This window comes from Streptomyces luteireticuli (assembly GCF_041519305.1).
GTDB classification, from domain to species: Bacteria; Actinomycetota; Actinomycetes; order Streptomycetales; family Streptomycetaceae; genus Streptomyces; species Streptomyces luteireticuli.
The window spans coordinates 1,523,966-1,546,243 of the sequence record NZ_CP167927.1 but is presented as its reverse complement, the minus strand read 5'-3'; the positions used below and the strand labels follow the sequence as shown (position 1 = coordinate 1,546,243).

General features: G+C 68.9%; 16 protein-coding genes and 3 pseudogenes. 11 read left to right on the top strand and 8 right to left on the bottom strand.

Going from position 1 to position 22,278, the window contains the following annotated elements; all coding sequences use genetic code 11:
- Positions 1 to 12: 12 nt before the first annotated feature.
- From AB8735_RS06160 to tnpA (AB8735_RS06145), 4 genes and pseudogenes are all read right to left on the bottom strand, one after another.
- A complete protein-coding gene (locus AB8735_RS06160; protein WP_372405871.1) occupies positions 13 to 417 on the bottom strand; it encodes a hypothetical protein in 405 nt (134 codons plus the stop codon).
- 313 nt (positions 418 to 730) lie between these two features.
- Positions 731 to 928: pseudogene (tnpA, locus tag AB8735_RS06155) on the bottom strand (IS200/IS605 family transposase); the annotation flags it as partial.
- Between the two features lie 16 nt (positions 929 to 944).
- Positions 945 to 1,753 (bottom strand): annotated as a pseudogene (locus AB8735_RS06150) (IS5 family transposase).
- 64 nt (positions 1,754 to 1,817) lie between these two features.
- Entirely contained in the window at positions 1,818 to 2,039 is a 222-nt protein-coding gene (gene tnpA, locus AB8735_RS06145) for an IS200/IS605 family transposase (protein ID WP_372405869.1), read from the bottom strand.
- A gap of 34 nt (positions 2,040 to 2,073) precedes the next feature.
- Between tnpA (AB8735_RS06145) and AB8735_RS06140 the strand changes: the two genes are divergently transcribed.
- Positions 2,074 to 3,297 carry an RNA-guided endonuclease InsQ/TnpB family protein gene (locus AB8735_RS06140; protein ID WP_372405868.1) on the top strand — a complete coding sequence of 408 codons (1,224 nt, stop codon included), beginning with the start codon at positions 2,074 to 2,076 and terminating at the stop codon, positions 3,295 to 3,297.
- Positions 3,298 to 3,353: 56 nt separating this feature from the next.
- Here AB8735_RS06140 and rph read toward each other — a convergent pair whose 3' ends face one another.
- Positions 3,354 to 5,948 carry a rifamycin-inactivating phosphotransferase gene (rph, locus tag AB8735_RS06135; protein WP_372405866.1) on the bottom strand — a complete coding sequence of 865 codons (2,595 nt, stop codon included), beginning with the start codon at positions 5,946 to 5,948 and terminating at the stop codon, positions 3,354 to 3,356.
- Between the two features lie 627 nt (positions 5,949 to 6,575).
- On the opposite strand from rph, the gene AB8735_RS06130 reads away from it, so the two are divergent.
- The 3 genes from AB8735_RS06130 to AB8735_RS06120 all read left to right on the top strand — a co-directional run bounded on the left by AB8735_RS06130 (position 6,576) and on the right by AB8735_RS06120 (position 9,336).
- Positions 6,576 to 7,196 carry an RICIN domain-containing protein gene (locus AB8735_RS06130; protein WP_372405864.1) on the top strand — a complete coding sequence of 207 codons (621 nt, stop codon included), beginning with the start codon at positions 6,576 to 6,578 and terminating at the stop codon, positions 7,194 to 7,196.
- Between the two features lie 1,083 nt (positions 7,197 to 8,279).
- The gene (locus tag AB8735_RS06125) at positions 8,280 to 9,140 is read left to right on the top strand and encodes a helix-turn-helix domain-containing protein (RefSeq protein ID WP_372405862.1); all 861 of its coding nucleotides are present in this window, start codon (positions 8,280 to 8,282) and stop codon (positions 9,138 to 9,140) included.
- On the top strand, positions 9,127 to 9,336 hold the full coding sequence (locus tag AB8735_RS06120; protein ID WP_372405859.1) for a DUF397 domain-containing protein: 210 nt from the start codon (positions 9,127 to 9,129) through the stop codon (positions 9,334 to 9,336). The genes AB8735_RS06125 and AB8735_RS06120 overlap by 14 nt, the downstream gene beginning before the upstream one ends.
- 60 nt (positions 9,337 to 9,396) lie before the next feature.
- Here the strand turns inward: AB8735_RS06120 and AB8735_RS06115 are convergent.
- Positions 9,397 to 9,525, bottom strand: a pseudogene (locus AB8735_RS06115) (alpha/beta hydrolase); the annotation flags it as partial.
- A 192-nt stretch (positions 9,526 to 9,717) separates the two neighbouring features.
- Entirely contained in the window at positions 9,718 to 10,530 is an 813-nt protein-coding gene (locus AB8735_RS06110; RefSeq protein WP_372405857.1) for a cysteine/serine endopeptidase inhibitor, read from the bottom strand.
- Between the two features lie 458 nt (positions 10,531 to 10,988).
- Here AB8735_RS06110 and AB8735_RS06105 point away from each other — a divergent pair, with 458 nt between their 5' ends.
- The 5 genes from AB8735_RS06105 to AB8735_RS06085 all read left to right on the top strand — a co-directional run bounded on the left by AB8735_RS06105 (position 10,989) and on the right by AB8735_RS06085 (position 15,867).
- Positions 10,989 to 12,248, top strand: coding sequence for a ricin-type beta-trefoil lectin domain protein (locus tag AB8735_RS06105; RefSeq protein ID WP_372405856.1), 1,260 nt, complete (start codon positions 10,989 to 10,991; stop codon positions 12,246 to 12,248).
- 91 nt (positions 12,249 to 12,339) lie between these two features.
- Positions 12,340 to 13,449: a glycoside hydrolase family 19 protein gene (locus AB8735_RS06100; RefSeq protein WP_372405855.1), complete on the top strand. Its 1,110-nt coding sequence runs from the start codon at positions 12,340 to 12,342 to the stop codon at positions 13,447 to 13,449.
- Between the two features lie 38 nt (positions 13,450 to 13,487).
- Positions 13,488 to 14,006 carry a ricin-type beta-trefoil lectin domain protein gene (locus tag AB8735_RS06095; protein ID WP_372405853.1) on the top strand — a complete coding sequence of 173 codons (519 nt, stop codon included), beginning with the start codon at positions 13,488 to 13,490 and terminating at the stop codon, positions 14,004 to 14,006.
- Positions 14,007 to 14,613: 607 nt separating this feature from the next.
- Entirely contained in the window at positions 14,614 to 15,408 is a 795-nt protein-coding gene (locus AB8735_RS06090; RefSeq protein ID WP_372405851.1) for an MBL fold metallo-hydrolase, read from the top strand.
- Between the two features lie 81 nt (positions 15,409 to 15,489).
- On the top strand, positions 15,490 to 15,867 hold the full coding sequence (locus AB8735_RS06085; protein ID WP_344022721.1) for a nuclear transport factor 2 family protein: 378 nt from the start codon (positions 15,490 to 15,492) through the stop codon (positions 15,865 to 15,867).
- A 161-nt stretch (positions 15,868 to 16,028) separates the two neighbouring features.
- On the opposite strand, the gene AB8735_RS06080 is transcribed toward AB8735_RS06085, so the two are convergent.
- Positions 16,029 to 18,182 (bottom strand): beta-galactosidase trimerization domain-containing protein, encoded by a 2,154-nt coding sequence (locus AB8735_RS06080; protein WP_372405850.1) that lies wholly within the window; start codon positions 18,180 to 18,182, stop codon positions 16,029 to 16,031.
- 221 nt (positions 18,183 to 18,403) lie between these two features.
- On the opposite strand from AB8735_RS06080, the gene AB8735_RS06075 reads away from it, so the two are divergent.
- Both AB8735_RS06075 and AB8735_RS06070 read left to right on the top strand, forming a co-directional pair.
- Entirely contained in the window at positions 18,404 to 19,735 is a 1,332-nt protein-coding gene (locus AB8735_RS06075) for an alpha/beta hydrolase (RefSeq protein WP_372405847.1), read from the top strand.
- On the top strand, positions 19,732 to 22,269 hold the full coding sequence (locus AB8735_RS06070) for a bifunctional lysylphosphatidylglycerol flippase/synthetase MprF (protein ID WP_372405845.1): 2,538 nt from the start codon (positions 19,732 to 19,734) through the stop codon (positions 22,267 to 22,269). Before AB8735_RS06075 ends, AB8735_RS06070 begins: the two co-directional genes overlap by 4 nt.
- Positions 22,270 to 22,278 lie beyond the last annotated feature (9 nt).

Genomic DNA, 22,278 nt, shown 5'->3' with positions numbered 1-22,278 from the left:
GAACGGCCGGTGTCAGACGCCGACATAGTGGATGCAGACGCTGAGCGGGGCGCCCCAGCCGGTGTGCACCCGGACCTGGATCGCACTGTTCAGAACGGTCGTGTTCTCGGCGTAGACGTGCGCGTCGCCCGTGCCCTCCGCGTTCATGACGCCCTCGGATGCCGAGGCCGCGACGGGCTGCGAGGCCGTGACCGGGGCGCCGTACCAGGTGATGATCTGCCCGTCGTTGACCCCGGTCCAGCAGAGGGTCTGCGACAACGACGTCGCGCTGAAGGATCTCTGGCTGACCAGGGTGGGTTTCTTGGGTGTCGGGCGCGGTGTTTCCGCGCCCGCCGATGCCGGACCGGAGACCAGAACCCCGCCGGCCACGAGCCCCAGACCTGCCAGCAGCGTCACCAGCCGTTGCGACTTCTTCATGATCCACTCCCGCCGTGCGATCGATGTGTGGTGCGTGGGTGGATTGCGCGCCTCAGGATCCCCCGGGTGGGACTGAGCGGGAAGTCGGTTGTCGGCCGCGGCCGTTTCGGGAGGTTCCGTTCCGAGGCCGACTTGACCTCGGCTACCGGGATTCATTCGCAGTACATCGGGCTTCAGCCCGGTGGTGAAGCGAATCTTGTCGTGACGACGCGGAGCGTCGCGGATGCCTGGCCGGCGGAGCCGGGCCTCGCGTGTTCACCACCAGTGGCGCGGAGCGCCGCGATGGCCGGGTCGCGGCAGAACTGGGTGATGCTCAAACGGGCCGGTTTTGCTGCTCTATGTATTGCCTGACCACGAAGAGCGGGGCGCCGCCGACGGTTCCGGCGAAGTAGGACCCGGACCAGAGTTTGTTGGCCCGCCAGTAGTGCCGTACCAGGTCGGGGAACTCCTGCCGCAGACGGCTGGAGGAGACACCCTTGAGGGAGTTGACCAGTTTGGTGACGGCGACCTTAGAGCTCGTAACAGGATCACGAGTGGGCCTTCTTGAGGCGCCTCCAGCAGATGAGGCCGCAGGCCAACGAGACGAACATGTCATGGAGTTCGGTTCGTCGTTCCCAGCGGACGGCGAGGCGCTTGAACTGGTGGAGCAGGGCGAAGGTCTGCTCGACGACGTAGCGGAGTTTGCCCAGACCTTCGATGTTCGGGGCGCCCTTGCGGGAGATGACCGGCAGGATCCGCCGTTTGCGCAGCTCACGCCGATTGGGGTTGGAGTCGTAGCCCTTGTCGCCCAGGAGCGAGTCGGGGCGGCGGCGCGGGCGTCCGGGCCGTCCGGCCACGGACGGGGTGCCGTCGACGAGGGCGAGGGTCTGGGTCACGTCGTTGACGTTGGCGGCGGTAGTGATGACCTTGTAAGGGGTGCCCTTCCCGTCGCAGATCAGGTGATGTTTGCTGCCCGTCTTCCGCCGGTCGACCGGCGACGGACCGGTGTCGGCTCCCCCTTTTTCGCACGGATGTGGGAGCCGTCCACGCACGCGCGGGACCAGTCGAGCTCGCCGGCCGCGTTCAGTTCGGCGAGCAGAATGCGGTGCAGTTGCTCGAAGATCCCGGCCTGCTGCTACCGCTCCAGACGCCGCCAGCAGGCCTGCCCGGAGCCGAACCCCAGCTCCAGAGGCAGGAGTTGCCAGGCTATGTCGTTGTGCAGGACGTGCAGGATGCCCTGTAGGCACAGCCGGTCCGCCACCGGCCGCGGCCCTGGCGCCTTCTCCGGCCAGGGTGGCAGCAGCGGCTCGATCAGCGCCCACAAGTCGTCGTCCACGATCCACGGCCGAGTGCTCACACATCACGAACGGCCAAATCATCACACCGGTCACGCCCGACCAGGACACCTCAACAAGATCCTGTTACGAGCTCTTAGGCGGGAAGTTCACCAGGAGGTGGACATGACTGTCCTCGCCGTTGAACTCCACCAGCTCGCACTCGAAGTCCCCGCACACCGACCGCATGATCTCCTCCATGCGCGTCAGATGGGCATCCGTGAACACCTTGTGCCGGAACTTGGCCACGAAGACCAAGTGCACATGCGTCACGAAAACACAGTACCGGCCAGTTCTGATCCTCTGCATCTCGCCCATAACCCAAGTACGTATCGTGGCCGTCATGCAGCTTCGGTACAGCTTCCGCCTGTACCCCGACACCGCCCAGCGCGCCGCGCTGGCCCGGGCGTTCGGGTGCGCCCGCGTCGTGTTCAACGACGCGGTGCGCGCCCGTGAGGACGCCCGGAAGGCGGGCGCAGCGTTCCCGACGGCCGGTGAGCTGTCCAAAAAGCTGATCACCCAGGCCAAGCAGACCGCAGAGCGTTCCTGGCTGGGAGAGGTCTCCGTCGTGGTACTCCAGCAGGCCCTGCGCGACGTGGAGGCCGCCTACCGCAACTACTTCGCCTCTCTCAAGGGCACCCGCAAGGGGCCGAAAACAGGTGTGCCGAGGTTCAAGTCCCGTAAAGACAAGCGGGAGTCGATCCGGTTCACGGCCAATGCCCGTTGGTCGATCACTGACAGTGGGCGGCTGAACCTGCCGAAAGTCGGCGCGGTGAAGGTGAAGTGGTCTCGCGCCCTGCCCGCCACCCCGACCTCGGTCACCGTGATCAAAGATGCGGCCGGGCGATACTTCGCCTCGTTCGTCATCGAAACCGACCCGGCCGCCGACGCCGCCCGGATGCCCGACAGCGACCGGGCGGTCGGCATCGACCTTGGACTAACGCACTTCGCCGTCCTGTCCGACGGTACGAAGGTCGACTCCCCACGGTTCCTGCGCCGCGCGGAGAAGAAACTCAAGAAGGCCCAGCGCGAGCTGTCCCGCAAACAGAAGGGATCCAAGAACCGCCAGAAGGCCCGGCTCAAGGTCGCCCGCGCCCACGCACAAGTGGCCGACAAGCGCCGTGAGTTCCACCACCAGATCTCTACACAGCTGATCCGCGATAACCAAGCGATCGCCGTGGAAGACCTGGCGGTCAAAGGACTCGCGCGCACAAGGCTGGCGAAGAGTGTGCATGACGCGGGCTGGTCGCAGTTCGCACACATGCTGGAGTACAAAGCGGTCAGGTACGGGCGGACCCTGGTGAAGGCCGATCGGTTCGAGCCGACCAGCCAGGTCTGCTCACAGTGCGGGGCCAAGGACGGCCCCAAGCCCTTGCACATCCGGACCTGGACCTGTGCCGCCTGTGGTGCGGTCCACGACCGGGACCACAACGCCGCGAAGAACATCAAAACGGCCGCCGGACTGGCGGTTACAGCCTGTGGAGCGCAGGTAGGACCAGGACGCGTCCTGGCGCAGCGCGACGAAGCAGGAAGCCACGGATTCTCCCCCGAACCCCGTGCCGCGTAGCGGCACAGCAACGGACGAGAAGGCCAGAATCCTCGGGCTTCAGCCCGAGGAGCAAGTCAAAGGATCTCGACGTACCCGTCTGTTCCGTGCACACGGATCCGCTGCCCGTCCCGGATCAGCCGAGTGGCCTGCTCGACGCCCACGACGGCCGGCAAGCCGTACTCCCGGGCGATCACCGCGCCATGGGTCATCAGGCCGCCCACCTCCGTCACCAGGCCCGCGACTCCGACGAACAGCGGTGACCAGCTGGGGTCCGTGAAGGTCGTGACCAGGATGTCGCCCGCCTCGAGGTCGGCCTCCGCCATGTCGAGGACGACGCGGGCCCTTCCCTCGACGGTCCCGGCGGAGACCGGCAGGCCGATCAGGGCTCCGGCGGGCGCGTCGTCGCGCCGGTACGCCCCGGTGACGGCCTCGCCGTCCGATGTCAGGACCCGGGGCGGTGTGAGCGCGCGGTACGACCGGAATGCGTCCTTGCGCTGCCGGACGAGCCGGTCGTCCACCCGGTGCGAGCGCACGACGGCGTGGAGTTCCTGGAACGTGAGGTAGAAGATGTCCTCCCGCTCGGGAAGCACACCGGCCCGCACGAGGCGCTCGCCCTCCGCCAGCAGAGCCTGCTTGTAGACGAAGTAGCGGCTCACGATGCCGTACTTCGGGTACTCCCGGTACCCGATGAAGGTCCGGACCCGGTCGATCATCCGCTTGGCCTCGTCGGCCTTCTCGTCCCCGTCCGGCAGGGCCCGCAGGCGTGACAGCACGTCCTGTTCCTTCTCCCGCGCCTTCCGCCGGCCCTCCTCGAAGCGCCGCCCGGCGGCGCCCGGTTCGAAGTTCCTGACGTTGTCGAGGATCGCGGGCACGAGCGTGGTGGGGCGCTCGCGCCAGCGCGGCCTCGTGATGTCGATCTCGCCCACGCAGCGCATGCCGTACCGGTCGAGGTAGGTCTCGATGGCGTCGCGCGCCTCGGTCCCGCCCGGGAGCTTCGCCAACTCGTCCAGGAAGCCCTCGTCCTCGACGTCCTGCAGGAACGCCACCACTTCCGGATGCGGGCGGATCACGTCCGCGACATCGAGCAGCGCCAGGCCCATCTCCGACGTGACGTTGTCGGGGGCGGACAGCGTGAGCGTGTCGGCCGCGTTCCGCTCGCCCAGCCACTCCCACAGCTTGTCGTTGAGCCACCATGTGGCTTCCATCCCGGCCATGATCACCGACATGCTCAACGGGTCGCGGAGGACTCGTTTGTGCTCCTCGAAGGCCTCCGACAGGAAGTCGAACAGCGCCGGTCCGGTCTTCGTCCGGATGTCGCGCTCCAGGGCTGCTACGGACGCCCGGCTGCGCTCGATCAGCCCGGCGACGACGGCCGGATCGGTCTCGACCGGGGCGGACGCACCGCCGGCCGGCGGCCCGCCGGGAGGGGCGTCCGGGAGCGTCGGGACGAAGTCGTCGCGGTCGAGGACGGTCTCCAGCGCATCCCTGACCAGCGGATCGCCCCTTCCCATCAGGTCCAGGAGGGCGGCACGGCCCGCGGGCGGGGCCAGGCGCCGGGTGACGTCGACGAACAGCCTCCCGCCGGCCTCGTGCATCGGCACCATGGCCGTCAGCTGCCACATGGAGAGCCCCAGGGGCTTCATGGGGTCGGTCATCATCTGCTGGTGACCGACGGAGACGTAGACGTGATTCTCCCGGTCGCCGGTCTCGGGGATGGGGAAGAGCGTCGTGATCGGCCGGCTCTGGACGATCCGGAAGTCGTCGTCGACCAGGCACCATTCGATGTCCTGCGGGTGGCCGAAGTGCGCCTCGATCCGCCGCCCGAGCTGTACGAGCCGCACGACCTGCGCGTCCGTCAGTGCCGGTCGCCCCTGCCGCCGCGCGTCGATCGCCACCTCCTGCGTACCGCCGGACGGCAGGGCGTGAACGGCACGCTGTTTGGCGGCGATTGACTTGGCGACGACTTCGCCGTCCCGCACCGTGAAGACATCCGGGTTCACCAGGCCGGAGACCAGGGCCTCGCCGAGGCCGAACCCGGCGTCCACGGTGGCGACCTTCCGGTTGCCCGTGACGGGATCGGCCGTGAACAGAACGCCTGCCGCGTGCGGGAAGACCATCTGCTGCACGACCACGGCCATGTGGACCGTACGGTGGTCGATGCCGTTCCGCCGGCGGTAGGTCACGGCCCGCTCGGTGAACAGCGAGGCCCAACACCGGCTGATGTGCTGGAGGACCGCCGTCGGCCCCACGACGTTCAGATACGTGTCCTGCTGGCCGGCGAAGGAGGCCGTCGGCAGGTCCTCCGCCGTCGCGCTGGAACGGACCGCGTAGGCGGCCTGCCCGCCGGACCGGGCGAGCGCGCGGGTGATCGCCGCCGCGAGATCACCCGGGATGGCGATCCCCTCGATGGTCCGGCGGATCTGCGCGCTGAGCGTGCCGATCGCCTCCCGGTCGTCCGGGCTCAAGCGCGACAACCGGTCGAGCTGCTCCCCGATCGACGGCTCTTCCGCCATGACCCGCCGGAAGGCCTCCGTCGTCACGCAGAAGCCGGGCGGCACGCGGACGCCTTCGATCCGCGACAGCCCGCCCAGGTGCGCGCCCTTGCCGCCGACGATCGCGACCTGCGTCTCGTCGATCTCGTGGAGATCCCACACGTACTGCTCGATCATCGCGACACCTCCGGGGCAGTCGCGTGCGGCTGCACTGCACCGGCAGATCGAATCACCGGCGCCTCCGGCAAGCCGCATCCCGCATACATCGACAACAACACACGCACGCCGTGCTCCCCGTTTCCGTAGCTTGTGGCACCGGCCGACGATTCTGCGCCCTGACCCGGGCCTTGCGGCAAGCCCCCCGGTGCGCTATATGTTGAGAGTGGCAAGGAGAGTTCTCCTTGCCTTTACCTTTTGCTGCCCGACGGAACTGACAAGCTCCTCGCGGAGCGACGGCACGCCGCGTACGGGTAAGCGTCGCTGACCCAGGCGGATGTCCCGTCGGCCTATGGATGCAGCCGCGGAGCCACAAGCTCTTTCCCTTTTCGGCAAGGCCCGGACGCCGTCGCGCCACGCGAGTGCTGGACCGGGCTTGCCGAACGGACGCCTGACCGCCGCCGTAGCTCACATCGGCCGCTCTGGTCCGCCCCACCCGGCGACGCATCGACGTGCTCTTCGCCATGCTTCGCGACGGCACCTTTTCGGCTCACCTTGGCCGGACTCCTGGAAAGTCACACCTGGGGATAGGCGAGCGGGGCGATCAATGCAAGCATCGGCGCCAACCAGCAACAAGAAGGGGAGCACATGAAGTTACGTCGTGCACAGGGGAAGTCGCGTCGTGCCACTGGCCCTCGCGCTCGGCGCCGGGTGAGACGGATCGCCGTCGGCGTCGTGCCGGTGGCCGCCCTGGCGCTGTCGGCTCCTGCGCATGCCGGTGTGCTGGTGTCCCCGAACTCGGCGACGAGGACTGCCGGGTCCGCCGAATCGGAGGGGATGCGGCTCCTGGGTACTGCCAATGCCCAGGTCGTGAACGCCAACAGCAACAAGTGCCTGGACGTCGCGGGCTGGAACACCCAGGACTGGGCGCGTGTGCAGCAGTGGGACTGCACCGGTGGCGCCAACCAGCGTTGGACGCTGGTCGACGTGGGCAGCGGTCACTTCGAGCTCGTGAACTCCAACAGCAACAAGTGTGCTGACGTCGCGGGCTGGAACAAGGAGAACTGGGCCGTCGTCCAGCAGTGGACCTGTCATGGCGGCGCGAACCAGCAGTGGAGTCTGGTCGACATGGGCGGCAGCCGCTTCGAGTTGGTGAACGTCAACAGCAACAAGTGTATGGACGTTGCGGGTTGGAACAAGGAGAGCTGGGCGACCATTCAGCAGTGGGACTGCACCGGCGGCGCCAACCAGCAATGGAGCTTCGTGTAGCGGGCAGGGGCCGGCAGCCTGCCTGCCGGCCCCAACTGCTCGATCACCTCCGCCCCCCCATCAACTCGAAGCGGGCACGCGGTGATCCCTGGTTGTCGCCGGGCGATGAAGTCGGCGGCCGTCAGCAGCACCGGGGTGACCCAGGTGCACCAGGCGGAGCCCGTCCGGTTCCATGCGGAGCGTCCCCCCTTGCGGGAGCGGTCTCCGTGCAGACCCTGTCCGCTGGGGGCAGGGTGCGGCGGCGGTGACGACATTGCGGGCGTCGGTGGGTACCGGTGTTTTCCCCGGTGTCCGTCCGCGCGAGAAGGTCTTGCGGGCCCAAAGGGCGCCGAACTGCCCGGACTCGGAGAGAGCCGAGGCGCAGTTGCAGCGCAGCGCCGGTGAGGCCACCGCCGGGGTTGAGCCGTCAGCTTGACGGTTGCGGGTGCTGTGGCGGTAGCCCCCTCGAGGTCGCATGCCGGGTGAGCCAGTGGCTCATGTACGCCTCGCCGAGGCGCTGGGCCCTTGCCGGGTCTTCGTTCGGTCTTGCTGCCCGTCTGGCCTTGTCCAGGTGGTGGCAGATGCGACAGTCCTTCGCCGGGGCCGGCATCGCGGGTGGGCCGCTGCTGTGGGGGAGCGGGATGACCTCGGGGAGGTTGGACATCAGTGGCGGGATCAGCATGAGGCGATCCCTTCGCGGTGCAGCTCGTCGGCGTGGGCCGGGCGGAGGGCGTTCGGAGGGGCGTCCCATTCGCGACCGCCTCGTGGTGCTCGGAGTTGGATGTGGGGGCCGCATTTGTCCATGCAGCGACCGAGTTTGTTCGTTCTCATGTCCACCAGCCAAGTTCCGGGCAGGTAAGTGGGCGAAAATGCAGGCGTGTTCACGACGGATCCTCCCGGGTTCCGTTGCACGTGGCGGGGGTCGGGGCGTTCAGATTGCCCGTGCAGGGCCAGTGGTCGCAAGACTTAATCGTGTAACTCACGTCAATTTGACGCCCGTTGCGAGACGGGTGGTCCGAGCCCTACATTTCGCCGAAAGGAAGTCCTTCATATGAAGGTGAGTGGAAGGGGCGGGCCTTGGTGGACGGGCCAACGGGGTCAACCGTGCCGCGTCGGCAGCTCGGGCGGTACCTGCGCGATCTGCGCAACCAGGCGGGGCTGACGGTGCGTGCCGCCGCGCGGGAGTTGGAGCGGGCGGAGGCGACTATCTGGCGCATCGAGACCGGGCAGACGTCGATGCGCAGCGTCGACGTCGAGATCATGTGCCGCCTGTACGGCGCTCCGGACGAGGTCATGCGGGCGCTGAAGGCGCTGGCCAAGGAGACGAAGGCGAAGGGGTGGTGGCATGCGTACGGCGACATCCTCCCCGATGGGTTCGACGTGTTCATCGGGCTGGAGGAGGCCACTGAAAGGCTGTACTGGTATGAGAGCGAACTTGTACCGGGACTGCTTCAGACCGAGGAATATGCACGCACCATCATGCGGGCAGGCCTGCCTGATGAGGCACCGGACGAGATCGAGCGGAGAGTGCAGCTTCGCGTCGCGCGGCAGAGGTTGCTGACCAGGTACACCAACCCGGTTGAATGCAGCGTCGTGTTGGGTGAAATGGTGTTGCGCCGTCCCATCGGCGAGCGCACCATGATGGCTGGACAGCTGCATCACTTGGCAGAGGCATCCGATTTGCCCAACGTCACGGTCAGAGTGGTGCCGAGCGACACGGGGCTCCATCTGGGCGTTCTGTCAGGGCCGTTCGGAATTCTCAGGTTCCCTCGGACCAGTGACGGCAAAGAAGTCGAGCCGCCCATCGTGTATGCCGAAGGGCTCACGGGTGCTCTCTACCTGGACAGAGCCGTCGAGTTGGAGCAATACGAGTCGGTGTTCGGGAGTATCTGGAATTCGGCGCTGGACGCGAGCGAGTCGCGGCGCCTCATCATCGAATGGGCAGGGCATCATGCAGAAAATTGACAAGGGTCGCATACGCTGGTTCAAGTCCAGTTACAGCAATGCTGAAAGGGCTTGCGTCGAGGTGTCGGGTGACTTCCCCGGCGTCGTACCCGTCCGCGACAGCAAGGCCCCCTACAAGCCCCACCTGTCCTTCCCCGCCCCGGCCTGGGCCGCCTTCGTGGCGCAGATAGGGGACGGGGATATCCCCGCCCCCTGACCCCGGCCCCGAGGCCCTACTCCACGGTCACCGTCACCACGACCGTCGCGGTCGTGATGCGCGCGGGATGCGCTCGTCGTCCCACTGCATCGCGAACTCGACCGGTACGGTGATCCGCCGCGCCGCCTCGGCCAGGCGGTCGGGCCAGTGCAGGCCGAAGACCGCGGCACTGATGCGGGGTTCGGCCGCCGTCGTGGCGCGGGCGGGGTCGGTGCGGCCCGCACGGCTACGCCTCGTCGGCCGCCGGCCGGGCCTGCTGCGCCGGGCACTCCTCGGACTGGCCGCGTGTATGACCCTGCGGGGGAATTGCGCTCCTCGCCGGGGCACGGTGAGGGCCCCGGCACGGACCACGCTGTACCGGGGCCCTTGCGCCGGTACGGTTCAGCGGACGAACTTCCAGCTGACGTCGGGAACCATGTCGGTGCCGGGCGGGACGAGCTTGCGGAACGCGGACTCGGACAGGTCGATGTGGCCGGGCTCGCAGGTGGGGCACTTGTCCTTGACGGGGACGGTGATGGTCCGGCCCCCGTAGGTGACCTGCACCTGCACGCCGGAGCACAGGGGGTCGTTGTTGGTGTTCGCCGACGTCCACCAGGCGGAGGAGACCGCTACGAGGTCCTGGGAGCCGGCGTCGATCTGGGTGCCGCAGGCGCCGTAGCCCTTGTCGTTGTAGTAGGTCATCTTCCCGTTCTGCCACTGGCCGCCCTGGTCCTGGCCCGAGGACAGGTTCCACTTCTGGTTCGCGCCACCCGAGCACGTCCACAGGTGCGTGGTGGCGCCGTCGGACGAGTTCCAACCCGCCACGTCCAGGCATTTGTTCGCATTCAGGTTCACCGCGTCGTGCGTGCCCGCGTTGTACGTCCAGCGCTGGGCGGGAGTCCCGTTGCAGTCCCACAGCTGAACCCGGGTGCCGTCCGCCGTACCGGCCCCGTTCGCATCGAGGCATTTACCGAGCGCCCGGATCGTGCCGTCGTCGCCGATGGCCCAGGTCTGATTGCCGCCGCCGTTACAGCTCCATATCCCTACCCGAGTGCCGTTCGCCGTGTTCCCGCCCGGCACATCGAGGCACTTTCCCGCCAGACCCGTCAGCGCCCCGCTGGAGGCGGCGAAGGCGGAGGGGGCGGGCAGGGTCACGCCGGCCAGAGCGGCGGTCAGGACGCCGGCGGCTATGCCGGTACGACGGGATATGCGCATGGAAACGGATCTCCTGGTGGGGTCGCACGCACTGCGTCCGGCCGTATGCCGGACGGGATGCGGTGAATCGGGCAATGGGCACATGAGTGTCACAAGTCATGGCAGCTCCACAAGACCCACCCAGAACAGGAATGTCCGAAACGGATCATCTGGCAGTGCAGGGCAGTCGGGTGTGCTGCGTAGGCCTGACGGGTTCCGGATCGGGCGCGGTGGGCGTGTGGTCTGGACCAACGCACGGTATGCCCGATTCCGGTGCCGAGCTGTCGAGTTGGGCCCTTCACGGGTTCTTTGCGCGCAGAGAATGACGCGAATACCCGACTTTTGACGGCGATGGGCTGGATCGGGGCCTCTGTGCGGGAACACGATCGCGTTAACGATCTTCATTTCGTGGAGGGGAACGGACATGATGAGCCCGGCCGCTCGCACCATCCACCTCACTACTGCACCGAGGCATCGCCATGCACTTGCGAATACGCCCATCCCTGCGCGCCGCCGCGCTCGCCGTCACAGCCCTGGCGGCCCTCGCCGCCGCCACACCGGCGAACGCCGCGACCGACTTCAAGCCCCGGTCGCGGGCCGTTGCCGCTGCCGTCTTTGCCGACGAGTTCGACGGCCCGGCAGGTTCCGGGCCGAACGCCTCGAAGTGGCAGAACGATGTCGGTGGCGGCAGCGGCGGCTGGGGCAACAGCGAGCTGGAGTACTACACGTCCGGCAACAACAACGCCAAGCTCGACGGCCAGGGCCACCTCGTCGTCGAGGCCCGCCGTGAGAACCCCGGCAACTACCAGTGCTGGTACGGGCGTTGCGAGTACACCTCCGCGAGGTTGAACACCGCGGGCCGCTACACCGCCCAGTACGGGCGCGCCGAGGCCCGCATGAAGATCCCGGCCGGTCAGGGCATGTGGCCCGCGTTCTGGATGCTCGGCAACGACATCGGCTCCAACCCATGGCCGAACAGCGGCGAGCTCGATGTGATGGAGAACGTGGGCTTCGAGCCCGGCACCGTCCACGGCAGCCTGCACGGCCCCGGCTACTCCGGCGGCAGCAGCATCACCGGCACCTACACCCTGCCGGGTGGGCAGAAGCTGTCCGACGACTTCCACACCTACGCCGTCGACTGGGCCCCCGACTCGATCACCTGGTCCGTCGACGGCACCGTTTATCAGCGCCGCACCCCCGCCGACCTCGGCGGGAAGCCGTGGGTGTTCAGCAAGCCGTTCTTCCTGATCCTGAACCTCGCCGTCGGCGGGAACTGGCCGGGCTCCCCGAACGGTGCCACGCAGTTCCCGGCCCGCATGGTCGTCGACCACGTCCGCGTCACTACGTCCAACAGCCCCAGCGGCGCGCTGAAGGGTCTGGACGGCAAGTGCCTGGACGTCCCCGGCGGCAACACCGGCAACGGCACCCCCGTACAGATCTGGGGCTGCAACGGCGGCGGGAACCAGAAGTGGACCATCGGCGACGACGGCACCGTCAAGTCGCTCGGCAAGTGCTTGGACGCGAACACGGCCGGCACCTCTGATGGCACGAAAGTGCAGCTGTGGGACTGCAACGGCACCGCCGCCCAGAAGTGGTCCTACAACGCGGCGCACGACGTGGTGAACGTCAACGCCGACAAGTGCCTCGACATCACCGGCAACAACTCCGCCGACGGCACCCCGACGCAGTTGTGGACGTGCACCGGCAAGCCGAACCAGAAGTGGAACCTCGCCTCCTAGCCGTCACGCCGGGGCGGAGCGCTCTGCCGAGCACCCCGCCCCACCCGCATGTCCGACCGCCCGCACACCACGCATGGAAGTCACACACCTGATGAAGACAAGACGTATCGCCGCGCTGCCGGTGGCCGCCCTCTCCCTGGCCGGGATCGTCCTGACCGGCCCGGCCCCGGTCGCGCATGCCGCCTCCTCCGGATCGTTCACAGGCCTGAACGGCAAGTGCCTGGACCTGCCGAACGGGAACACTGCCAATGGCACCCCGGTGCAGATATGGGACTGCAACGGGGGCGGGAACCAGAACTGGAGTATCGAGGGCGACCAGATCAAGGTCCTCGGAAAGTGCCTGGACGCGAACGCCAACGGCACCGCCGACGGCACGAAGGTCCAGGTGTGGGACTGCAACGGCACCGGCGCCCAGCGCTGGACGTACAACGCGGGCACGCGCGACGTAGTGAACTACAACGCGAACAAGTGCCTGGACGTGGCCGGCTGGAACTCGGGCAACGGCACCAACACGCAGCTGTGGACATGCTCGGGCGGCGCGAACCAGAAGTGGAACTTCAACGGCAGCGCACAGCAGGGCAACAACCTGGTCAGCGAGGCCCAGTTCAACCAGATGTTCCCGAACCGGAACGCCTTCTACACCTATGCCGGTTTCGTCGAGGCCGTCAAGGCGTTCCCGCAGTTCGCCGGAACGGGCAGCGACGAGACCCGCAAGCAGGAAGTCGCGGCGTTCCTCGCCAACGTCAACCACGAGACCGGCGGCCTGGTCTACATCAAGGAGATCAACACCGCGAACTACCCCCACTATTGCCAGTGGGACAGTGCGGGCGGCTGCCCGGCCGGCCAGGACGCCTACTACGGGCGCGGACCCTTGCAGCTGTCGTGGAACTACAACTATCGGGATGCGGGTAACGCTATCGGCGTCGACCTGCTGCACAACCCGTGGCTGGTGGAGCAGAACCCGGCCATCGCCTGGAAGGTGGCGTTGTGGTTCTGGCACACCTCCAAGGGTGCGGTGTGGAACGGCCCGACCCCCCACGACGTGATGGTGAACGGCCGCGGGTTCGGTGAGACGGTCCGCATCATCAACGGCATCGAGTGCGGCGGCGCCCACCCCGACCAGGTACAGAGCCGCGTGAGCAGCTACCAGCGCTTCGCCCAGATCCTCGGCACCAGCACGGGCGGCAACCTCTACTGCTGACCGCGAGCACGGCTGATCAGACCAACGAAAGGAAACCCATGAAGCTCTCCATGGCCGCAAAGACCGCAGCAACGATCGGCGTCACCGTCCTCGCCGCCATCGGACTGTCCGCCACGAGCGCGTCCGCCGCCACCGCGTCCGTGACGATCGTGAAAATGGGCGCGTACAAATGCGTTGACGTTCCCGGGAGCAACGCGTATCGCGGCGCGCCGGTCACGTTCCATGACTGCAACAAAACGGACGCCCAGAAGTGGCAGCTGGACAACTCGACGGGCGAGCTCAAGAATGCTGACGGCACGATGTGTATCGATGCCCCGGGGAACAACTTCCAAAATGGCGCCCACCTTCAGATGTGGGACTGCAATGGCGGAAAGAACCAGAAGTGGGCGTGGACCAGCGGCCAGATCGTCAGCCAGCAGAAGGCCGCCAACGGCAAGAACATGTGCTGGGACGCGCTCGACGGACGCACGGACAACGGCACTCCGGTCGGCCTCTGGGAGTGCGGCCCGGCCCCGGTAGCCTTCAGCAACCAGGACTTCGGCATGAGCCTGCGCTAGGGGGTGTCTGACGGATCAGCACAGGCCCTGCGACGCCTGGCACGGCACCTCGCCGCGTTGTCGCATCACCCGAGTACGCCCGGTACGCGGGTGATGCTCCGCCTTGCGATGCACCGCGCCAGACGCCGCAGGGCCCGCACTGATCCGTCAGACACCCCCTAGCCCTCGCGCCCGGCGCGATGCCCGCCTCTCCCCGGCTGCGGGGAGGCGGGCACCGCCCCGTCACGGAGCGGCCCGTCCGCATCGCCGCCCGGCACCCCGACCCGGCTTCTGGGCTTCGGCACCGTCGTCGACACGAGGGACTTCAAGCAGACGAAGTTCCCGGACCGGCTCCGGGAGTTGGGGGCCCGCAGCTCCCGCCGCGGCAGGGACGGCCGGTGGGAACCCGTCGGGGCCGCCCCGGAGCCCCGGGGCTGCCCTGCGCGGCCGGGACCGCCCGTCCGGGCGGTCGAGGAGCCGTGCAGGACGCCAACGGGCAGCGGCGGGCAGGGCCGAGCCCAATGCCGAAGAGGCTCGGATCGAGCGCTGAGCGTTCCGGAATGATCTGGCGCCCCGGGCGGTTGCAGCCGGTTGCCATCAGGCGGTTGCCCGACAGGGGAGAGTGCGCGTGAAGATCGGTGACATACAGGTTCTGCCGGTGTGGGACGGGGTGGGGGTCGAGATCGGGGCGGACATCCTGTCCCGTCCCGGCGTGGAGGATCCGTGGGCCTGCCACGCCGAACATCTGGAAGCGGACGGCACCTTGCGTCTCCCGCTCGGCGGCTTCTGCGTCCGCACCGGAGAGCGGACCGTACTCGTCGACACCGGTGTGGGCGCGTTCGACGACGGCCGGTACGTGGGAGGGGACCTGCTCTCCTCCCTGGCCGACTACGGAATCACCCCGGCGGATGTGACGGATGTCGTCCTCACCCATCTGCACTTCGACCACATCGGCTGGGTCACGCACAACGGCGTGCCCGTGTTCCCCCGGGCGACCTACCGTGCGCACCGGGCCGATTGGGAGTACTTCGTCACCGGCGACGGCGCACAGCCGAGCGCGGTCGACAAGCTCACTCCGCTCGGCACGCGACTGGAGCTGTTCGACGAGGACTTCACGGTGGCGCCCGGTGTCGATGCGCGCCACGTGCCGGGCCATACCCCCGGCTCCACGGTGTACGTGGTCTCGTCCGGTGGCCGTCGGGCCGTCCTGCTGGGGGACGTGGTGCACTCCGTCGTCCAGTTCGGCGAACGGGATTGGGAGGTGATCTGGGACGTCGACCCTGCCGCCGCCTCGGCGGTGCGCAACCGGATTGCGGACCAGGCGGCGGACACGGACGATCTGCTGGTGGCCGCGCACTTCCCGGGCATGCGCTTCGGGCGCGTCGTCGTGGGGGATGGTGACCGCCGCTTCGTGGCCGTCTAGTGCTGTGACCGGGAGGGTCCACCGTGACCGGAAGGCGGCCCGCGGGACGAGCGTACGCGCAACGGCTGGTATTACTGGGGCATGGAGGAAGAGACGGCACGCTCCGCGATCGACACGTTCATCTCCGCGTTCAACGCCTCGGACGACAGCTATGTGACTGCCCTGCTCTCCCAGGCCCTGACCTCGGACGTGGTCTTCTGGGGGCCGTTGGGTCGCATCGAAGGAATCGCGGCGGTCGAGCGGTTCGTGCTGGACATCCGGCGCCACCCGGCGGGGACCGGCACGATGGTGCGCTGCTCGGCGGTGGACATGCCCGACGAGTGGGCCCGGTACCGGTGGGTCTTCACCACGCCGGACGGAGGCCCTCGTCTGGCGGGAACGGACGTCGTCCATCTGCGGCGGAGCCTCATCGACCAGGTCATCGTCTTTGCGGGGGAGATCGGGCCGTCCGCCTCCTGAGTCGTCCTTCTTGTGAACTTGTCCCTTTCGGCGCTCCGGCGCTCCGGCGCTCCGGGGCTGCGGGCGTTGGCGTTGCGCCGGCGCAGGCAGCGGTGCAGTACCTGGGTTCGGCGCGGTCAGGGGACGGGGGGATCCCCGCCCCCTGACCCGCGCCCGAGGCCCTACTCCACCGTGACCGTCAGCACCGCGTACTGCGCCACCGTCACCGCGATCGTCGCCGTCGTCCCCGCCGTCGTCCACGTCACCGGCTGGGGCGCCGGGGATGCCGCGTCCGGGGAGGCGACCGCCGCGGCCGTGACGCGCTTGCCGTCGGGGACGGTCACCGAGACCGAACACGCCGCGGGAGTCGTCGCGAACGCGGCCGGCTTGTCGCCGAAGCCGGTGAAGTTGACCAGCTGGACGACCGTGTCGTTGCCGAGGCGGCCCGCCTCCAGGTAGATGCGGCGGTCGCCGGACGACAGGGTGACCGCAGGCGGGGCCGCCTGTCGTACGGGTGCGAGGAGTTGGGTCGCGTCCGCCTGGCCCGTGGCGGTGAGGAAGGTCTTGCCGAGGAGGTCCTTGAAGTACCAGCAGGTGCCCGCGCCGAAGCGGTTCTGGGAGGTCGCCGGGACGGGGTCCTTCCTGCGGAAGCCGAGGACGTCGGCGAGGGCGAACTCGGCACGAGCGGCGCCGAGTTCGTCCAGGCCCGTCGGCGCGGGCCCGGTGACGACGACCGTGCCGCCGCCCGCCACGTACCCCCGCAGCACCTCCGCCTCGGCGTCCGAGACCGCCTGGAGGTTGGGGAGCATCACGACCTTGTACGGGGCGAGGTCGGCGGCCGAAAGTCCGATGCTGACCACGGTGTTGAACGGGACGTGCCCGTACACCAGCGCCTTCACCGTGCCCCGGAACTCGCCCAGCCAGGGCATCGTGGCGCAGCTGTCCTCGGGGGTGCTCTCGCTCCACCACTCCTTGACCCCGGACGGCTTCTTGTTGTTGACGTACATGCCGGTGCCGGCCTGGGGGCTGACGAAGTCGCGCGAGGCGCTGGAGTGGTAGACGGCGACCTCGGCGGCGGGGGAGGAGTTGAAGAGCTTCTCCTGGTGGGCGGCGACGAAGCCGTACATGCGGGTGCGCATCTTGGCGTCGGTCGTGGCGTTCTTGAACGGGCTCTTCACCTCGTAGGGGTTGCAGCCCGCGGCCAGCAGTTGGGCCATCACCAGCGAGGCGTCGTCCGCCTTCCAGCCGTAGGAGAACGCCCAGGCGGGCTTGGTGCCGCTGGCGGCCCGGGCGTATTTGTACATGGAGATGAGGCAGGTCCAGTCGGAGGCGGTGGCGTGCCGCATGCCGTCGTAGTTGCCGAGGATGTCGACTTCCCAGGCGTGGCTGACGCCCTCGACGTTGCGCAGATAGGCGCCGTCGAGGCCGATGGACGTGGCGTACTGGTAGTCCATGCTCACGGTCTCGACGAACGTGACCAGATCCTTGTTGACGGACTTGCCGGTGGCGGCGATGTCGAGCTGCCACTGGTGGAGGTTGCGGTGGCGCCACTCGACGAAGCGGCGGAAGGTCGGGTCGCCGAAGTCCGCCTTCTTCGGCAGCGGGAGCCCGGTGTCGGCCTTGAAGGCGTTCGCCGCCCATACCGAGGCGTCGCACCAACTGGCCTTGCCGTCGAAGTAGATGGGGACGTCCGGCCAGATGGCGTCCACGCCGGTGGCGGCGAGGGACTTGATGCGGGCGAGGTAGTAGTCCCGCCAGGGGGAGTTGGGGCTGAGCCAGCAGCTCTCGTCGCCGGGGTCGACCCAGACGACGAGGCTGCCGTAGAAGACGTTGTCCTGGCCGTCGAGGGAACGCTGCACCCAGGCCTTGCCGTTGTCGTCCTTGTAGAAGGACCGTCCCTTCTCGCCGCCGACGCTGATGAGTTCGAGGGACGGGTAGTACATGACGACGCGGATCCCGGCCGCGTGCGCGAGGCCCGTGAAGTTCTTGACCCTTTTCATGTGGTCGTCGAAGTCGGCCTGGGTCAGCCAGTTCGACAGGACGGTGTCGAGCTCGATCACGCTGACGTTCTGCGCCTTGAGGGTGTTGATCACCGGCTTCATCTGCGCGGCGTCGGCGTCCTCGTCGAAGGTGCCGTCCGCGATGCGGGCGAAGCGGGCCCAGTCGGGGAAGACGCCCTGCTTGACGGCGGGCGCCGCCCAGGCGGCCTGCTCGATCCCCAGCGGCTTCGACACCGCCGCCGGCAGGCCCGGCAGCGCGCCCGCCGCCCAGGCCGCGCCACCGATGCCCAGTCCCGCGCGTAACACGCCTCTGCGGCTCATTCCGTTGCGTCGCATGGTTCGTTCCCCCCTGGTCTCCAGGATCCCTGTTTCCCTGTGGTTCGTGCGGTTCGTGCGATGCCCGAGATTCTGTCGGGAACGCGGCCGGACGAAAGGGTTCCGGCATGATCCCGACCGATGGGAACGGCCGTTTTCGGCCGGGCCGGGGGAGGCCGGGGACGTGGGACCGCGGCGGCCGAGTTGCCGGTCGTGCCCGGGTCCGTAGCATTTTGCTTGACATGGTGATCACGTACACGGTGATCGCGGCGGGCCCCCTGGACTGGTCCCTGGTGACCGGATGGATACCGGTCGTCCTGATCGTCCTGGGCCTCGCCGCCCTGGCGGCGCTCCTCCTCTCCCGCCGGCGCCGGTGGTGGACCCGCTGGGCACCCGCCGCCGTACTCCTCGCCGTGCTGGTCACGCTGGCCCTGCGGTGGGCCGTGGACGACTGGCTCCAGCCCTTCCCCGACCCCCTCCCCGCGGACGTCGTCCTGTGGACCGGCGTCGCCGTCCTCGGCGTCTGCCTCGCCCTCTTCCGGATCCCGCTGCTGCGGCCCCGGTACTGGGCCGGGGCCGTGCTCTGCGGACTGCTCGTCGTCCTCCTCGGCGCCTCGCAGATCAACCGCCACTTCGACCAGTACCCGACGGCCCGTTCCGCCCTCAACACCTGGCTCACCAAGACCACCAAGCTCAGCGACGCGACCGGGACGGCCGGTCCCACACTCGCCGTACCGCCCGGCAAGGCCCTCTCCGACGTCTGGCGCCCGCCCCCGGACCTGCCGAAGGACGGCACCCTCTCCCGGTCGGCGATCCCCGGGACGAGATCGGGCTTCCGCGCCCGCGACGCGTACGTCTACCTGCCGCCCGCCTACCGGACCACCCCGCGCCCCCTGCTCCCCGTGATCGTCCTCATGGCCGGACAGCCCGGCTCCCCCGACGACTGGATCAACTCCGGCCGCCTGGTGGACATGATGAACACCTTCGCCGCCGCCCACCGCGGACTCGCCCCCGTGGTCGTCGTCGCCGACCCCCTCGGCTCGCAGTTCGCCAACACCCTCTGCATGGACTCCCGGCTGGGCAACGTCCAGACCTACCTCGCCACCGACGTCCCCGACTGGATCCGCGCCCACCTCCAGGTCGCCGCCCCCCGCACCTCCTGGGTGATCTCCGGCATCTCCTTCGGCGGCACCTGCTCCCTCCAGCTCGGCGTCAACGCGCCACAGGTGTACGGCGTCATCAACGACATCTCCGGGCAGGAGGCCCCGACGCTGGGCAGCCGCAAGAAGACGATCGACAAGGCCTTCGGCGGCGACGCGGCGGCCTTCGAACGCGTCAACCCCCTCGACGTCATGGCCCGCGAACGCTTCCCCGACACCCGCGCCGCGTTCATCGCCGGACGCTCCGACAGCACCTACGGGCCGCAGCAGCGCAAGGTCTACGAGGCCGCCGTCGCGGCGGGGATGAAGGCCGAGTGGGTCGAACTCCCCGGCGGCCACAGCTGGCAGGTCTGGCGGCCCGGGCTGGAGCGGCAACTCCCCTGGATCGCCCGGCAGACGGGAATGATCCCATGAGCGCCGCACCCGCACCCGCACCCGCGCCCGCGCCCGCCGTCGGCGACCGCCGCCACCGCTGGCGGATCACCCTCGACCGCCTCCTCGCCCCCGTCCGCCACGCCCCCTTCACCCTCGCCTTCCTCGCCGTCCTGTGGATCGTCGGCGCCGTCACCCACTCCCTGGGCTCCGGCCCGAGCAGGCACCGGATGGAGAACGTCGGCGCCGGCGTCCCCGCGCTCACCGAGGGCCGCTGGTGGACCCCCGCCAGCTCCCTGCTGTGGTGCCCCGGCCTCGGCGGCTACCTCGTGGCCACCGTCCTCGTCCTGCTGCTCGTCACCCCCGCCGAGCGGCGCCTGGGCGTCGCCCGCACCGCCGCCACCCTGCTCGGCGGGCAGATCCTCGGCACCCTCCTCGGCATCGGCATGGTCGAACTCGGCTCCGCCGCCGGGGAACAGTGGCTCGCCAGCCTCACCGAGGACCTCACCGTCACCCCCACCATCGGCGCCCTCGCCGTCGGCGGCGTCCTCAGCTACCGGCTCACCGCGCTGTGGCGACGCCGCACCCGGTTCGGGATCGTCGCCTTCGCGCTCGTCATGTCGCTGTACGTCGGCCACCTCCAGGGCGTCCTGCGCCTCGGCGGCGCGGTCGTCGGCCTCGCGATCGGCGCCGCCCTCCACCGGCGGCGCGGACCCCTGTGGCCGCGCAACGCCTCGCACACCGAGGCGCGGGTGCTCGTCGCCCTCGTCGTCGCCGCCTCCGCCGTCGGGCCGATGGTCGCCATCCTCTACCAGGACTCCTACGGCCCGTTCAGCACCTTCAACGAGCTCTACGTCTCCACCCGGCCCGGCGCCGACGAGATCAAGGAGGCGTGCGCCCAGTCCGTCCTGGACTGCGACGCCGCCCACGCCCTGCGGGACTTCTACGACTCGCCCGCCGTCGCCATGTCCGTCCTCGTCCCCGTCATCCTGCTCGTCCTCGCCGAGGGACTGCGCCGCGGCCGGCGCCTCGCCTGGGCACTGGCGGTGCTGCTGCACCTGGCCTGGATGGCCCTCTTCGCCTACTGGCTGCACGACTTCCTCGCCAACCCCACCTCCTACGGCGCGCTGCCCGCCGAACACGCCGACTACATCCAGTACTTCGCCGAACAGATGCTGCTCCCGTTCCTGGTCCTGGTGCTCCTGCTGGTCACCCGCGCCCGCTTCGACCTGCGGCTGCCGAGGTCCGCGACGCGGAAACTGGCGCTGGTCGTCGGCGGGACACTGCTGCTGGCGTGCGCCGCGTACGTGGGCATCGGCCTGGCCGTCCGCGACCAGTACTCGCCCCCGGCGAGCGCCGGGCTGCTGTTCGGCGGGCTGGTCTCCGAGTTCCTCCCGCCCGCGTTCCTCGGCTACTTCGCGGACTGGCCGGTGCCGGCGGGCGGGACGGCCAAGGCGCTCCACCAGTACTGCGGCCTGCTGTTCTGGCTGGTGACGCTGATCGCCCTCCTCGTCACCCTCCGCCGTCCACGGCTGCACACCGACGCCGACGCGGCCGTGCGCGCACGGGAGTTGCTCGTGGCGGAGGGCAGCCCCTCCAGTCTCGGCTTCATCACCACCTGGGACGGCAACTACTACTGGTTCGACGGGAGCGGCCGCGCCGCCGTCGCCTACCGCGTCATCACCACCATCGCCCTGACGACCACCGACCCCTTCGGCGCCGCCGCACCCCGCGCCGAGGCCGTCGCCGGCTTCTCCCGCTTCTGCGACGAACACGGCTGGACGCCCTGCCTCTACAGCGTCGGCGAGGAGACACGGGCCGAGGCGGAGGCCCTGGGCTGGCGCTCGGTGCAGGTCGCCGAGGACACCGTCGTCCCCCTGCCCGACCTCGCCTTCACCGGCAAGAAGTGGCAGGACGTGCGCACCGCCCTCAACAAGGCCAAAAAGGAGGGCATTTCGGCGGAGTGGTGGGCCTTCCGCGACGCGCCCGTCGCCCTGACGGACCAGATCCGCGGCATCAGCGAGGAATGGGTCGCCGACAAGGGCCTCCCCGAGATGGGCTTCACCCTCGGCGGCCTCGACGAGCTCGACGACCCGGCGGTGCGCTGCCTCATCGCCGTCGACGCCGACCGCACCGTCCACGGCATCACGAGCTGGATGCCGGTGTACGAGGCGGGACAACCCGTGGGCTGGACCCTGGACTTCATGCGCCGCCGGGCGAGCGGCTTCCGCGGCTCCATGGAGTTCCTCATCGCCTCGGCGGCCCTCGGCTTCAAGGAGGAGGGCGCCCGCTTCCTGAGCCTCTCCGGCGCCCCCCTCGCCCGGAAGGCGACGGGGGAGCCCCCGGCGGCGCTCCAGCGGATGCTGGACTACGCGGGCAAGGTCCTCGAACCGGTCTACGGATTCCGCTCGTTGCTGAACTTCAAGGCGAAGTTCCAGCCGGAGTACCGGCCGATGTACATGGTGTACCCGGACCCGGCGGCACTGGCGACGATCACCCGGGCGATCGGGAAGGCGTATCTGCCGCATATGACGGCGGGGCAAGGGGTGCGGTTGATGCGGCAGTTCGGGGGGTGAAGGGGGACG

What these genes read in the sequence shown, in the direction of transcription:
- AB8735_RS06070 (WP_372405845.1), top strand. Translation starts at nt 19,732, where the DNA reads ATGAGCGCCGCACCCGCACCCGCACCCGCGCCCGCGCCCGCCGTCGGC.
- AB8735_RS06105 (WP_372405856.1), top strand. Translation starts at nt 10,989, where the DNA reads ATGCACTTGCGAATACGCCCATCCCTGCGCGCCGCCGCGCTCGCCGTC.
- AB8735_RS06080 (WP_372405850.1), bottom strand. Translation starts at nt 18,182, where the DNA reads ATGCGACGCAACGGAATGAGCCGCAGAGGCGTGTTACGCGCGGGACTG.
- AB8735_RS06075 (WP_372405847.1), top strand. Translation starts at nt 18,404, where the DNA reads ATGGTGATCACGTACACGGTGATCGCGGCGGGCCCCCTGGACTGGTCC.
- AB8735_RS06100 (WP_372405855.1), top strand. Translation starts at nt 12,340, where the DNA reads ATGAAGACAAGACGTATCGCCGCGCTGCCGGTGGCCGCCCTCTCCCTG.
- AB8735_RS06085 (WP_344022721.1), top strand. Translation starts at nt 15,490, where the DNA reads ATGGAGGAAGAGACGGCACGCTCCGCGATCGACACGTTCATCTCCGCG.
- rph (WP_372405866.1), bottom strand. Translation starts at nt 5,948, where the DNA reads ATGATCGAGCAGTACGTGTGGGATCTCCACGAGATCGACGAGACGCAG.
- AB8735_RS06120 (WP_372405859.1), top strand. Translation starts at nt 9,127, where the DNA reads ATGCAGAAAATTGACAAGGGTCGCATACGCTGGTTCAAGTCCAGTTAC.
- AB8735_RS06140 (WP_372405868.1), top strand. Translation starts at nt 2,074, where the DNA reads ATGCAGCTTCGGTACAGCTTCCGCCTGTACCCCGACACCGCCCAGCGC.
- AB8735_RS06110 (WP_372405857.1), bottom strand. Translation starts at nt 10,530, where the DNA reads ATGCGCATATCCCGTCGTACCGGCATAGCCGCCGGCGTCCTGACCGCC.
- AB8735_RS06160 (WP_372405871.1), bottom strand. Translation starts at nt 417, where the DNA reads ATGAAGAAGTCGCAACGGCTGGTGACGCTGCTGGCAGGTCTGGGGCTC.
- AB8735_RS06130 (WP_372405864.1), top strand. Translation starts at nt 6,576, where the DNA reads ATGAAGTTACGTCGTGCACAGGGGAAGTCGCGTCGTGCCACTGGCCCT.
- tnpA (WP_372405869.1), bottom strand. Translation starts at nt 2,039, where the DNA reads ATGCAGAGGATCAGAACTGGCCGGTACTGTGTTTTCGTGACGCATGTG.
- AB8735_RS06095 (WP_372405853.1), top strand. Translation starts at nt 13,488, where the DNA reads ATGAAGCTCTCCATGGCCGCAAAGACCGCAGCAACGATCGGCGTCACC.